This window comes from Plantibacter sp. VKM Ac-2876 (assembly GCF_015350715.1).
Lineage (GTDB): Bacteria > Actinomycetota > Actinomycetes > Actinomycetales > Microbacteriaceae > Plantibacter > Plantibacter auratus.
The window spans coordinates 136,750-150,079 of record NZ_JADKSI010000001.1 but is presented as its reverse complement, the minus strand read 5'-3'; the positions used below and the strand labels follow the sequence as shown (position 1 = coordinate 150,079).

The window sequence follows — 13,330 nt, the reverse complement described above, 5'->3', positions numbered from 1 at the left end:
GCGGGGTCGCCGGAGCCGCTGGCGGTCACTCCGTGAAGCGTGCCCGGCGGACGGCCTTGCCCACCCGCAGGGCCTCGCCGAGCGACCGGCCGACGAGGCCCTCGCGGGCGAATCCGCTCAGCAGCTCGGCTGCGAGCGCGCCGCGGTCGACCTCGGGTTCCGGGCCGTCGTCGACGCCGTCGGCCGGGCCGGCGAAGCCGTCGTGGGCGAGCAGGATCGAGCCCTGGTGGCAGTGCCGGACGGCGTGGGCGACGCGCTCGTGCTCGCCGACGTCCTTGACGTCCCAGGCGGTCGCCGTCCACAGCACCGTCTGCAGACCGGCTCGCTTGACGGCCTGCCAGGTCTCGATGCTCTGCGCGCCGTAGGGCGGCCGGAACCACTCGATCGGCTGGCCGCTCAGCTGTTCGAGCTCCTGCTTGGCGGCGAGGGTCCGCCGGTAGGCCGCTTCCTCGGAGAAGTCGGTGAGGCGCACGTGGTCGTCGCCGTGCAGCGCGAGTTCGTGACCACCGGCGACGATGCGTTCGAGGAGCTCGGGGTGCTTCCGCGCGCGGCCGACGAGGACGAAGAACGTCGCGGTCGCGCCGGCTTCGGCGAGGGCGTCGAGGACCCCTGGCGTGCCGTCGGGACTCGGGCCGTCGCCGTAGGTCATGACGACCGTGCGCTCCTCGGTGGCGACACCGACGATCGAGCCGTGGACGGGCAGCGAACCGGTGAGGCGTGCGAGCAGCGCCTGCCGAGCCTTCGTCATGTGTCCACCGCCCTGTGAGTCGATCCGTCCAACAGTACCTCGCTGCCGTGGCGAACGGGAGCGAGGCCGCGGCGGCGGAACGAGCGGCGGGAAGCGGTGGGTGTCAGGCCTGGACGAGCGTGGTGTCGAGCTCGCGCTGCTCCTCGAGCTGGGCGAGTGCACGGCGGAGTGCGGTGCTCGACGTGCTCATCGTGTACGGGAAGTAGACGACCTCGACGCCGACCTTGGCGAATTCCGCTTCGAGCCGGAGGCCCTCGGCGGTCCCGCGCCAGTCGTCGCCCTTGAAGAAGATGTCGAAGCGGAGAGCCTCCCACGCCTGGAGCTTGTCCTCCCAGGTCTCCTCGACGGCCTCGTCGACGAAGCCGATGTGACGGACGATCTCGAGACGCTCCGTCAGCGGGACGACGGGCTCGATGCGCTTGCGGGTGCGGAGCAGCTCATCCGAGACGACTCCGGCGATGAGGTAGTCGCACGCGCTCTTGGCGTGGCGCAGGATGTTCAGGTGACCGACGTGGAAGAGGTCGAAGGCCCCTGCGGCGTAGCCGACGCGTCCGACTGCACTGCGATCCGTCATGGTCTGCCCCCTGGCATGCTCGTGGTGGTGTGCGCACGGAGCCGTCGGGATCGACTCCGGCATTCGGCACATCCATCGGGCCTCTTGCGAGCCTATGAGGGGCATCAGCGCTTGCCGAGTCCACTTTCAGGTGCCACCCGACCAGGGGTGCCAGCTCCGATACGGGTCGACCGACCGGTGCGATACAGTTCCCGAGACGATCTGGAGCGTGACATGGCCGAAACAGAAGACCGCACCGAGGTTCCGACGACCGGCGACGAGCCCGGGGCACCCGGTCGTCGTCGCGTTGTGCCGATCGTCGTCGGCGTGGTCGTCGTCGTCGTGGTCGTCGGCGTTTTGCTGTGGTTGACCATTCGCCCGGGCATGCCGTCCTCGCAGACCACGAGCGACCCGTCCAGCGCCCCCTCCTTCTCGTCGACGGTGCTTCCGACCGCTGAGCCGGGCTCCACGTTGCCCCCCGCCGGATCGGAAGCCGGCGCGATCGGGTTCGACGACTCGGCCGCCATCGGCGACGCGGTGAGCGTGCGGATCGAGTCCTTGGAGGCGGTCGACGGCGAGGCGTCACAGCCCGGCGAGGTGGCCGGGCCATCGATCCGCGTGACGATCGCCTTCACCAACAGCGGCTCCGAGGCGTATTCGCTCGCGGGCGCCGTCGCGAACGCCTACTACGGCGCCGACCTCACTCCGGCGATCGAATTGGCGGCTCCAGGCGGTGTCGCGTTCCCCGAGCAGGTCGCGGCCGGCGAGACGGTGCGGGGCACCTTCATCTTCAACATCCCCGAGGACGCGCGTGACACCGTGCGGGTGACGGTGGACTATGCGGCGGCCGAACCGGCCGTCGTGTTCGAGGGCGCCGTCCCGCGCTAGCCCTGCGGCGTCGGGGCTCCCGGCGGACGATTTCGGCTCGTGTCGGTATCAGACATATGTCGATCTGTCAGCCGCCAGCACTGATCTCGATGGAATTCACCCCTGATCTGGGGGTGCAACTGCCCCCAACGGGGTGCATCGTCGTCCCCCATCTTGCGGTTGACTGCGTGGAAGGACCATCCCCGCTGGCCCACGGCTCCCGACCGTGTGCGTCAGAGGTCCGACTCCTTCACCCGAGAAGACTGCGAGATACCCCATGACCACACTGCTGTCGTCCGAGCCCGCGACCCCGCGACGGACGCGCCGGCCGGCGCGCGCGCGCCTCGTCGCCCTCGTCGGCCTCGCCGCCGCCTCCGTGCTGTTCGGCACCCTGACCGCCGTGCAACCGGCCGTGGCCGACACCACCCCGGCCACCGGCCAGCCGGCCACGGTGTCGTCCGACGCGCTCCCCGCGCCGCAGATCAACGGCGTGGTCTGGGATCAGGTCGTCATCGGTAACACGGTGTATGTCGCGGGGTCCTTCACGACCGCGCGCCCGGCCGGTTCCGCGGCCGGCGCCAACACGGTGACCCGGAACAACTTCCTCGCCTACACGTTGTCGACCGGTGCGCTCCTCCCGTGGGCACCGAACTTCAACCAGCAGGTGCGCTCCCTCGCCGCCTCGCCCGACGGCTCGAAGCTCTACGCGGGTGGGCAGTTCACCGCGGTCAACGGGACGACGCGCTACCGCCTCGCCGCGTTCGACGTGGCCACGCAGACGCTGGTCGCCGCCTTCGCGCCCTCGATCAACTCGATCGTCAAGTCGGTCACGGCCACCAACACCACCGTGTACGCCGGGGGACAGTTCACGTCCGCGCAGGGCTCGGCCCGTGCCGGCGTCGCCGGTTTCGCCGCCTCGAACGGTGCCCTGACCGGCCTCGCCCCCGACGTCGTCGGTGGAACGGTCCAGGCGCTCGTGCTCAGCCCCGACTCCTCGAAGATCGTCATCGGCGGCAACTTCACGTCGGTGAACGGTTCCGACAGCCCCGGCTACGGGCTCGCGGCCCTGAGCACCACCTCCGGCAGCTCCATGCCGTGGGCGATCAACTCCCTCATCCGCAACGGTGGTGAGGAGGCATCGATCAACTCGCTCACGAGTGACGGCACGAGCGTCTACGGCACCGGATACACCTTCGGCAAGGGCGGCAACATCGAGGGCGCGTTCAAGGCCGACTGGGCCGGCGGCGAGCTGCAGTGGGTCGAGGACTGCCATGGCGACTCGTACTCCGTCGCGGCCGACACCGACGTCGTCTACGTGGCCAGCCACGCACACTACTGCGGCAATGTCGGCGGATACCCGCAGACCGACCCCTGGGGGTTCCAGCGCGCGACCGCCTTCACCAAGGCCACCACCGGCACGCTGACCGCCGACCCGTACGGCTACTACAACTTCGCAGGCACTCCGGCACCGACCCTGCTCAACTGGTTCCCGACGATCAACACCGGCAGCTACACCGGTACCGGTCAGGGCGCCTGGGACGTGACCGTCGCCGGTGACTACGTGCTCTACGCCGGTGAGTTCACCCAGGTGAACGGCACGGGCATGCAGGGCCTCGTGCGGTTCGCGAAGGCATCCATCGCACCGAACAAGGACGGCCCGCGACTCACCGGCTCCAACTTCGTGCCCGCCGTCACGTCGTTCAGCCGCGGGACGGCCCGCATCTCGTGGCAGGCAAACTACGACCGCGACAACTCGGACCTCACCTACCAGGTGATCCGCAACAACGTCACGGCCTCGCCCGTGTACACGACCCAGGCTTCCTCCACATTCTGGAAGCGCCCGGTCATGTCCTTCCTCGACACCGGCCTGACGCCCGGACAGTCCTACAACTACCGGATCCGGGCGACCGACCCGTACGGCAACTTCCAGCAGGGACTCAACGTCGCGGTCACCGTCTCCGAGGACGGCGTGATCAGCAGCTACCAGCAGTCGGTGCTGAACGACGGCGCGACCTCCCTGTGGCCGCTGGGTGAGTCGAGCGGGACCACGGGGTTCGACTGGACCTCGGGTGACGACCTGACCCTCACGGCGACCGGCGTGACGCGCGGAGCGGCGGGCCAGGAAGCCGCCTCGAACAACGCGGCCACCACCTTCTCGGGCGGATCCAGTTCCTCCACCGTCCAGAAGCCGTCCCCGAACGTCTTCACCACGGAGGCGTGGTTCAAGACCACGACCACCTCCGGCGGCAAGATCATCGGATTCGGCGGATCCGCGACCGGTAACTCCTCCTACGACCGTCACATCTACATGGGCAACGACGGCCGACTGAACTTCGGCACCTACACGGGCGCGACGAACGTCGTGACCAGCCCGAAGGCGTACAACGACGGCCAGTGGCACCAGGTCGCAGCCTCACTCGGAGCGAACGGCATGCAGCTGTTCGTCGACGGGCGGAAGGTCGCGGCCAGGGCCGACGTCACGAGCGGTCAGGTCTTCAACGGCTACTGGCGTGTCGGTGGTGACAGCCTCGGTGGCTGGCCTAACGGTCCGAGCAGCAGCAACTTCTCCGGCGACATCGACGACGTGTCCGTGTTCCCGACGGTCCTGACCCGCCAGCAGGTCGACGCCCACTACGTCGCCTCCGGCCGCACGTCCACCGTCCCGACCGCACCGGCCGACGCGTACGGCGCTGCGGTGTTCGGCCTCGACCCGGCGCTCTACTGGCGCCTCAACGAGACGAGCGGGTCCACGGCCGTCGACGCCGGCCCGACCGAGTCGAACGGCCTGTACTTCGGTCAGGTCACCAAGGGTGCGAACGGCGCCATCTCTGGTGTGGACAACACGGCGGCCCAGTTCACCTCCAACGGCTGGGACGAGGGAGGTGTCTCGAGTCAGTCGAGCTACTCCAACCCGACCAGCTACGCGATGGAGGCCTGGTTCCAGACCACCTCGACGCAGGGCGGCAAGGTCATCGGCTTCGGGTCGAACCAGACCGGTGGATCGGGCGGGTACGACCGGCACGTGTTCCTGCGCCCCGACGGCAAGCTCGTCTTCGGCACCTGGACCGGCCAGGAGAACACGATCACCTCGCAGGCCGCGGTCAACGACGGCAAGTGGCACCACGTGGTCGCGCAGCAGTCGGCTGCCGGGATGAATCTCTACATCGACGGGGCCTCCGTCGGGACCAACCCGCAGACCGGCGCGCAGGACTACACCGGCTACTGGCGAGTGGGTGGCGACAACGCCTGGCAGGGTTCGGTGCCGTACTTCAACGGCAAGATCGACGAGGTCGCCGTCTACAACGCGCCCCTCACCGACGCCCAGGTCGCCCAGCACCGTGAGCTCGGCCTCGGCCAGGCTCCGAACGTCCTCCCGACCGCCGCGTTCACCAACGCGGTCGCCAACCTCGACCTCACCACGGACGCGACGACGTCGACCGACACCGACGGCGTCATCAGCTCCTACGCCTGGGACTTCGGGGACGGTCAGACCGGGACCGGCGCCACGGCGGCACACCACTACGCCGCCGGCGGCACCTACACGGTCACCCTCACGGTGACGGACAACCGGGGCGGCACCGCCACCGCGCAGCAGACGGTCACCGCGGTGGCTCCGAACCAGCTCCCGACCGCGGCGTTCACGCCGACCGTCGTGAACCTGGACGGGTCGTTCGACGCCTCGGCCTCCGCCGACCCGGACGGGACGATCGCCTCGTACGCCTGGAACTTCGGTGACGGCACCTCGGGGACCGGTGTCACGGCGACCCACAGCTACGCCACGGCCGGGACGTTCACGGTCAGTCTCACGGTAACCGACAACGTCGGCGCCACGGCGAGCGTGACGCACGACGTGGTCACGACGCTGCCGCCGAACCAGCTGCCGGTCGCGAGCTTCACGGCGGCCTCCACGGGACTCACCGCGAGCTTCGACGGGTCGGGTGCCTCGGATCCGGACGGCACGATCGCCTCGGTGGCCTGGAACTTCGGTGACGGAGCGACCGGTACCGGGACGACGACGACGCACAGCTACGCGACGGCCGGCACGTACACGGTCACCCAGACCGTGACGGACAACCGCGGCGGCACGGCGGCCACGACCCTGAGTGTCACGGTCGCCGAGATCCCGGTGGCGTCGACCTACGCGGCCGACACCTTCGAGCGCACGACGAGCAACGCGTGGGGCACGGCCAGTACGGGCGGAGCCTGGACCGTCGCGGGCGGCAACACGAGCTTCTCGGTCGGCAACGGCACCGGCAAGATGTCGCTGCCCGCCGGCGGGACGCGTACGGCCCGCCTGAACGCGGTGTCCGCCACCGACGTCACGGTGAGCGCGAAGATCACGGCCTCGGCCGTGGCCAACGGAGGCGGCGTCTACGCCTCGGTGATCGGTCGACAGGTCGGCAGTGCGTTCTACTCCACGCGCGTGTGGATCCAATCGAACGGTGCCGTCCGCATCCAGCTGCTGCAGGGGGCGACCGCGCTCCAGGCGGTCACGGTCCCCGGACTGACGTACACCGCCGGTCAGGCCCTGCAGGTCAAGCTCCAGGTGACGGGCGCTTCGCCCACCACCCTCGGTGCGAAGGTCTGGGTCGCCGGAGCGACGGAGCCGACCGCCTGGCAGGTCCAGGCGACCGACGCCACCGCGGGACTGCAGTCCGCCGGCCTCGTCGGGCTCAGCAGCTACCTGTCCGGTTCCACCACGAACGGTCCGGTCACGGTCACCTTCGACGACCTGCTCGCGGCGACGCCGGGAGCGGCCCAGCCGACCCCGGTGAACCAGGCCCCGACGGCGTCGTTCACGACGACCCCCTCGGGCTTGACCGCGGCACTGGACGCCTCCGCCTCCACGGACCCTGATGGCACGATCGCGTCGGTCGCCTGGGACTACGGAGACGGATCGACGGGGACAGGCACCACCTCGTCCCACGTCTACGCCGCCGGCGGGACGTACACGGTCACCCTGACGGTCACGGACAACGGCGGCCTCACGGCCACGACCTCGCAGACCGTCACGGTCACCGCGCCGGTCGTGCCCCCGGTCGACCCGAGCCCTGTGGTGGTCGCGGCGGACACCTTCGCCCGGACGGCGACGAACAGCTGGGGCGCTGCGCAGACCGGCGGGCCGTGGACGCTCGCCGGGACGGCCTCCTCGTTCTCCGTGAACGGGACCGCGGGCGTGATCTCCGCCAGCGCCGGGCAGTCGCGGACCGCCCGTCTGGCGCAGGTGTCGTCCTCCGGCACCGACTCGACCGTGTCGTTCACCATCGCGCAGGCGCCGACCGGCGGCGGGCAGTTCGTCTCGCTCGTCGGCCGCCAGGTCGGTGCCGACAACTACGCGGCCCGGGTCTGGATCCAGGCCAACGGCGTGCTGCGCCTGCAGCTCATGAAGGGTTCGACGGCTCTGACAGCGGTGAACCTCGCCGGGCTCGCCTACACCCCGGGGATGAAGATCACCATCCGCACGCAGGTGTCCGGTGTCGGCACGACGGCGATCAAGGCCAAGGCCTGGGCCGACGGTCAGGTGGAGCCGGACTGGCAGGCGAGCACCACCGACACGACCGCTGCGCTGCAGGCGCCCGGCTCGGTGGGTGTCGACACCTACCTGTCCGGCACGATCACCAACGGCCCGGTCGTGGTCAACTACACCGGCTACCGGGTCACGGCCCTGTGAGCTGATCGAAACCCGGTCGGGAGTGGACGCCGTCGCAGCTGAGACGCCCACTCCCGGCCGCACCAACGGCGACGTCCTCCTGGGTTCGCAGCTCCGGGGCGTCGCCTGGGGTGTCCCGTCGGGATACGAGCACCTCGCAACAGCGCCCCTGGTCCGACCAGGGGCGCTGTTGCGTGGTGCGGGTCAGCCCCGAGGCGAACGGCCGGAGCGGATCCGGGCGGCGAGCCGGCGACCGTCGCGGATCGCCCGCACCGCCGTCCACAGGATCGACGGACGGGTCACGAACTGTCGACGCCCGCCCTGCAGCAGCACCTCGCGCGAGACGGCCGCCGTCGCGCGTCGCCAGGCGGCCTCGTCGGTTTCCGAGAGGTGCAGGGCGGCGAAGACGAGTCGGTTCCGGATGTTGTAGTAGTAGTAGAGGTCGGATTTGGCCTGGCCCGACGCGGTCTGTCCGGCGGCCTGCGTCCCGCCCTCCGCGTGCACAGCGGTGACCTCGTCCAGGACGAGGAGGCGACCGCCGACGGACACCACTTTGTGCGAGAGGTCGACGTCCTCCCAGTAGAGGAAGTACTCGTCCGAGAACCCACCGATCCGGCGCCATAACGTCAGGTCGACGGCGAGGCAGGCTCCGGTGAGCCACGGCTCGATGCGATCGAGCGGGACATCGGCGAGACGGCGACGGCGGGAACGGATGCGCCCGTCGTCGAGGTAGAGGTCGGAGCCTCCGAACCACAGACTGCCGTCGGGGCGCAGGATGCGCGGCGCTACGAGCGCGGCCGGGTCGGCGGAGCAGGCGGCGAAGAGGGAGGCCGCGGCCGGCGGCAGGAGTTCGGCATCCGGGTTGAGGATGACGAACCTGGTCGCGCCGGATTCCACGGCGAGCTCGATACCGGCGTTCACTCCGGCGCCGAACCCCAGGTTGGTCGGGGGTTCCACGAGGTACCAGCCCTCGGCGGTGGCGAGCGACTGCAGACTCGAGCGCTCGGCGGACGTCGTCGGATTGTCCACGACGACCGTCACGAGTCCCGGCGCGTTCCGGGTCAGCCGCGTCAGGTGCTCGGCGAGCAGGGCGCTCGAACCGTAGTTGACGACCACGACGGCGGCGTCGGCGAACGCCGGGTCCGGTGTGGCGTTCATGCGAGACTCCCGTCGTCGGCAGGACCGTCCGGCTCAGATGAGACGACGGGTGGGGTCTTCGACCGTCGAGCGGCGCGGACGATGTCGAGGACCAACCGGAGGTCCCGGCGGACGGCCGGGACGAGGAGTGCCGCGAGGGCGTACACCGCGAGATCGGCGACGATCGCCGCGAGGATCTGCAGGATCGTCCCGCCAGCGGTCGCGAACACCGTCGCACCGTACGCCGCGGCTCCGGCGGAGAGAGTCAGCAGGGAGAGCCGCACCACCCCGAGGAGGAGCGTGCGGATGGGGATCGGCGCCCAACGGTTCAGCCACCAGAGTGACAGGGGCCACGAGACCACCGGTTCGAGGGCGAATCCGGCGGCGACGCCGACCACGCCCCAGTTCGACCCGATCAGCACGAAGGTGATCTTCAACGCCGCGCTCATCAGGGTGAACTGGAACAGGCGGGCGGTCAGCCCTTTCGACACGTAGACCCAGTAGCCCACGAGGGCGAGCGTCTGGAAGGCGCCGGCGACCGTGAGGAAGCGCAGCACCGGCGCGACCTCGAGCCACCGTTCACCGAGTCCGAGCGCGACGATCGGCTCGGCGGCACCGGCGACGAGCCCGAGCCCGGCGACGAGGGTGTAGCCGAGGGCGACCTGTCCACGGACGATGTACGAGTCGAAGCGCGCCTGCTGGTCCTGGATCCGCGAGAGGACTGGGATCGCCACGCGCGTGACCGGTGCGCGGAGCTGATTGAGCGGGTTCATGAGCAGCTGGAATCCGCGGCTGTAGATGCCGAGCGGTGCGGGGCCGAGCCGCAGGCCGATGACGAACGAGTCCGTGTTGTTCGCCGCGTACCCGACGAGCTGCGTGGCGACCATATTCCAGCCGAAGCGGTAGAACCCGCGCATGTCGACGCCGCGCTTCGGCAGCCGGGGCAGCCAACGGGACGCCGCGAGCACGAGCACGAGCGTCGCGAGCGAGAGGGTGACCATCTGCCAGGCGAGCGCCCAGTACCCGGCCCCGAGGACGGCGAACACGATCGCGACCGCGAGGGCGATCACGGAGGCCGCGACGTCGACGACGGCGAGCGTCGTGAAGCGCAGGGCCCGGCTGAGGCTCGCCCGATGCTGCGTGCAGACGCCGTTCAGGAGGAACGCGAGCCCCATGAATTGCGCGAGCGGCACCAGCTCCGGCCGCCCGTACAGGGCGGCGATGAGGTACGCGAGCCCGAAGATGACGGCGCCGAGGGCGATGCCGATCCCCGAGTTCGCCCAGAACAGGATGTCGCGCTGGCGGTGGCTGAGGGTCTTCGCCTGGATCGCGGCGTTGGACAGCCCGAAGTCGCGGAAGATCTCCGAGACCCCCACCACGGCCATGACCATCGCGAAGAGGCCGTAGTCGTTCGGGGTGAGGAAGCGGGCGAGGACGACGACCGACACCACCTGGACAAGGATCCGGGTGAGCTGGCCGACCATCGTGACGGCCGCGCCCCGTGCGGCATGGCGGCCGAAGTCGCCGCTCGTCGTCCCGGGTGCCGTGCCCGCGGTCATGCGTGCACCGCGGTCGCGACGCCCGAGCTGGGGGCGGTGGGGGCGTGCGGGCACCCAATAGTCTGGTGGTCCATCGACGGCTCAGCCGCGGAGAGGGAGTACATGCACTCGGACACCCCGGTCGGATCCACCGGAGGCGGACTCGCGACCTCGTTGGTCGTCGCCATGCTCACCTTCCGCCGACCGGACGACCTCCGCGTCGCACTCCCGGCACTGCTGGAGCAGGCCGCGAGCGTGACCGACCGCTTCGAGCGGGTCGAGGTGCTCGTGGTCGACAACGACCCGGCCGAGAGCGCCAGGGGGTCCGTGCTGTCGACACCGTCGCCGGACGCGGTGACGCTCACGTACCGTTGCGAACCGGAGAGCGGCATCACGGCGGCCCGCAACCGGGCGCTCGCCGAGGCGGGCGAGAGCGACCTGCTGGTGTTCATCGACGACGACGAGCGGCCGACGGAGCACTGGCTCGTCGAGCTCGTCGCGACGTTCGACCGCGGCGGGGCGGTGGCGGTCGTCGGCCCGGTCGTGTCGCGGTTCGAGGTGGAACCGTCGGCATGGATCGAAGCCGGCGAGTTCTTCACGCGCCGTCGGCTCCCGACGGGCACCGCGGTGTCGGTCGCCGCGACGAACAACCTGCTGATCGACCTGCGGGTCGTCCGGGCGATCGGGCTGGAGTTCGACACCGCCTTCGGGCACGCGGGCGGCGAGGACACCATGTTCACCCGGACCCTGCACGCGACGGGCGGACGCCTCGTCTGGTGCGACGAGGCGGTGGTGTGGGACATCGTCCCGGCGGCCCGCAGCACGCGGGACTGGGTCGTGCGCCGCGCGTTCAGCAGCGGCAACAGCTGGAGCCAGACATCCATCGCACTCGAGTCCTCGACGCGTGGTCGGCTCGTCGCCAGAGCGCGTTGCATCGGCCGCGGCGCGATCCGGGCGGCCGGCGGGGCGGTTCGGGCGCTGCTCGGCGTCGTCACCCTCTCGCTCCGCCACCGGGCCAAGGGGGTCAGGACGCTCGCGCGTGGCACCGGCATGATCACCGGTGCGGTCGGGTACTCGTACGAGGAGTACCGGCGTTCCGACGCCTGAGCGACGGCGGTGCCCTCGGCGAGACGGCGGGGCTCAGATCGCACGGTTGCCGACCCTCCGGACGGGGGCACCGGGCGCTTCGGGGCGGCCGTGTCCCAGCGCGGCACGGTAGGCAGCGAGGTGCAGCTGGCCGGCGAGGTCCCAGTCGCGCGCCGACAGGTCCGGGCTCGGCCCGCGGGACGGATCCCGGACCGCGTCGAGCGCCCGCTCGAGGTCGGACGCGTCGAGGTCGCCGTCGTACTGCACGACCCAACCCTGGCCCACCTCGGCGGCGAGCCGCTCGTTGACCGCGTTCGCCGGGACGAGGACGGGTCGGTCGACGGACAGCGCGGCGAGCGCTCCACCCGAGTTGTGCATCTCGCGGTAGGGCAGGACGACCAGTTCGCCCTGTCGGGCCACGTCCACGAGCTCGGCGTCGCTCAGGAACTCGAGACTCAAGTCGATGCGGTCGTCGTCGGCCGCCAGGCTCCGGAGGTCCGCGGCGAGGGCCTCGCTCGAGGGGCGGCCGGCGACGCGCAGGCTGCGGTCGCCTCCCGGGAGAGCCGAGAAGGCGCGCAGGAGGCCGTCGACGCCCTTGTAGCGGCGGATGAGGCCGAAGTAGCTCAGTCTCCCCTCGACCGCTTCACGCTGGGGGTAGCGGGCGTACCAATCGCGGTAGTGACCGTGCGGGATCACGGCGCTCCCGACGCCCTCCGGCGGAACCGTCTGCTCGTTGAGCACGATCACGAAGGCCGTGCGGCGCTCGAAGAGGCCCAGGAGCGCGTGCTCGATCCAGGAGATGCCCGAGGGCCGGTGGAGGTTGTGGAGCGTGCGGACGATCGGCGTCCTCGTGACGGCGAGCTTCGCGAGCAGCACCAGGGTGAGCAGCTGCCGGACGGCGCGCTTCGGCTTCGACGCACCCGACACGAGGATCTCCGGCCAGTGTGCGTGGAAGACGTCGTAGCGGCCGAGGATGGCCCCGCGCCACGAGAACGTGCGGACCGCGAGGCCCGGCGTCGTGGCGAGGTGGTCGCGCAGCATCACGATGTACGGGTTCGTGGTCGGACGGGGGTCCGGGAACGACTGCTGGACGGTGACGGTGCTCGGGTGCTGAGTCACGGGAATGGCCTCCGGAGGCGGGGTACTGGCGGGCCGACGGTCGCCGCTAGGCTCGCAATCGGGGAAATCGAGGATCGGACGGATCGATGGGACGACTGCGTGCGGTGCGCAAGCACTTCTGGAGCTATGCGCGCGGCGTGCTGCGCGGCCACCCCGGCGCGAGGATCGAGGCCGGGGTGAAGCTCGGCGGCCCGGGGACCTACCGACTCGACCGCGGCTGCACGGTGTCCAAGGGGGCGCAGATGTGGGTTGGTGAGGCGGCGACGCTGCACCTGTCGAGGGGCTCCAAGATCGGGATGCGCACCATCGTGAACGTCGAGTCCGGGCTCGAGATCGGACCGGACGTCCGCATCTCCTGGGAGGTGCAGATCCTCGACACCGACTTCCACTGGACGACGTCGCCCAGCGGTCGTCGCCGAGCGCACACCGCGCCCATCGTCATCGAACGCAAGGTCCTCATCGGGACGCGTGCGCTCGTCCTGAAGGGTGTCACGCTCGGCGAGGGATCCGTGGTCGGTGCCGGTTCGGTGGTCCGACGCGACGTCCCCGCGCGCACGGTCGTCGCCGGGAACCCGGCCGCGGCGGTCGGCGAGGTCTCCGACTGGGGGAGCGCCGTCGGCTGACCCCGACCG

The 13,330-nt window shown here is 70.5% G+C and carries 9 protein-coding genes; 4 read left to right on the top strand and 5 right to left on the bottom strand.

What is annotated here, in order from left to right; all coding sequences use genetic code 11:
- Positions 1-25: 25 nt before the first annotated feature.
- Together ITJ62_RS00675 and ITJ62_RS00670 are read right to left on the bottom strand one after the other, a co-directional pair.
- Complete coding sequence (locus ITJ62_RS00675; RefSeq protein ID WP_194599291.1) at positions 26-748, bottom strand: polysaccharide deacetylase family protein; 723 nt, start codon at positions 746-748, stop codon at positions 26-28.
- Positions 749-851: 103 nt separating this feature from the next.
- Positions 852-1,322 (bottom strand): adenylyltransferase/cytidyltransferase family protein, encoded by a 471-nt coding sequence (locus tag ITJ62_RS00670; protein WP_194599290.1) that lies wholly within the window; start codon positions 1,320-1,322, stop codon positions 852-854.
- 213 nt (positions 1,323-1,535) lie between these two features.
- Here ITJ62_RS00670 and ITJ62_RS00665 point away from each other — a divergent pair, with 213 nt between their 5' ends.
- Together ITJ62_RS00665 and ITJ62_RS00660 are read left to right on the top strand one after the other, a co-directional pair.
- Positions 1,536-2,189: a hypothetical protein gene (locus tag ITJ62_RS00665; RefSeq protein ID WP_194599289.1), complete on the top strand. Its 654-nt coding sequence runs from the start codon at positions 1,536-1,538 to the stop codon at positions 2,187-2,189.
- Between the two features lie 256 nt (positions 2,190-2,445).
- Positions 2,446-7,839 carry a PKD domain-containing protein gene (locus ITJ62_RS00660; protein ID WP_194599288.1) on the top strand — a complete coding sequence of 1,798 codons (5,394 nt, stop codon included), beginning with the start codon at positions 2,446-2,448 and terminating at the stop codon, positions 7,837-7,839.
- 183 nt (positions 7,840-8,022) lie between these two features.
- Here the strand turns inward: ITJ62_RS00660 and ITJ62_RS00655 are convergent, their stop codons facing one another.
- Positions 8,023-8,976 (bottom strand): glycosyltransferase family 2 protein, encoded by a 954-nt coding sequence (locus tag ITJ62_RS00655; RefSeq protein WP_194599287.1) that lies wholly within the window; start codon positions 8,974-8,976, stop codon positions 8,023-8,025.
- Complete coding sequence (locus ITJ62_RS00650) at positions 8,973-10,514, bottom strand: lipopolysaccharide biosynthesis protein (RefSeq protein ID WP_194599286.1); 1,542 nt, start codon at positions 10,512-10,514, stop codon at positions 8,973-8,975. The genes ITJ62_RS00655 and ITJ62_RS00650 overlap by 4 nt, the downstream gene beginning before the upstream one ends.
- A gap of 102 nt (positions 10,515-10,616) precedes the next feature.
- Here ITJ62_RS00650 and ITJ62_RS00645 point away from each other — a divergent pair, with 102 nt between their 5' ends.
- On the top strand, positions 10,617-11,600 hold the full coding sequence (locus tag ITJ62_RS00645) for a glycosyltransferase family 2 protein (protein WP_194599285.1): 984 nt from the start codon (positions 10,617-10,619) through the stop codon (positions 11,598-11,600).
- A gap of 33 nt (positions 11,601-11,633) precedes the next feature.
- Here ITJ62_RS00645 and ITJ62_RS00640 read toward each other — a convergent pair whose 3' ends face one another.
- Positions 11,634-12,698: a glycosyl transferase gene (locus ITJ62_RS00640; protein WP_228497759.1), complete on the bottom strand. Its 1,065-nt coding sequence runs from the start codon at positions 12,696-12,698 to the stop codon at positions 11,634-11,636.
- Positions 12,699-12,784: 86 nt separating this feature from the next.
- Between ITJ62_RS00640 and ITJ62_RS00635 the strand changes: the two genes are divergently transcribed.
- A complete protein-coding gene (locus tag ITJ62_RS00635) occupies positions 12,785-13,321 on the top strand; it encodes a DapH/DapD/GlmU-related protein (protein ID WP_194599284.1) in 537 nt (178 codons plus the stop codon).
- Positions 13,322-13,330 lie beyond the last annotated feature (9 nt).

What these genes read in the sequence shown, in the direction of transcription:
- ITJ62_RS00675 (WP_194599291.1), bottom strand. Translation starts at nt 748, where the DNA reads ATGACGAAGGCTCGGCAGGCGCTGCTCGCACGCCTCACCGGTTCGCTG.
- ITJ62_RS00670 (WP_194599290.1), bottom strand. Translation starts at nt 1,322, where the DNA reads ATGACGGATCGCAGTGCAGTCGGACGCGTCGGCTACGCCGCAGGGGCC.
- ITJ62_RS00665 (WP_194599289.1), top strand. Translation starts at nt 1,536, where the DNA reads ATGGCCGAAACAGAAGACCGCACCGAGGTTCCGACGACCGGCGACGAG.
- ITJ62_RS00660 (WP_194599288.1), top strand. Translation starts at nt 2,446, where the DNA reads ATGACCACACTGCTGTCGTCCGAGCCCGCGACCCCGCGACGGACGCGC.
- ITJ62_RS00655 (WP_194599287.1), bottom strand. Translation starts at nt 8,976, where the DNA reads ATGAACGCCACACCGGACCCGGCGTTCGCCGACGCCGCCGTCGTGGTC.
- ITJ62_RS00650 (WP_194599286.1), bottom strand. Translation starts at nt 10,514, where the DNA reads ATGACCGCGGGCACGGCACCCGGGACGACGAGCGGCGACTTCGGCCGC.
- ITJ62_RS00645 (WP_194599285.1), top strand. Translation starts at nt 10,617, where the DNA reads ATGCACTCGGACACCCCGGTCGGATCCACCGGAGGCGGACTCGCGACC.
- ITJ62_RS00635 (WP_194599284.1), top strand. Translation starts at nt 12,785, where the DNA reads ATGGGACGACTGCGTGCGGTGCGCAAGCACTTCTGGAGCTATGCGCGC.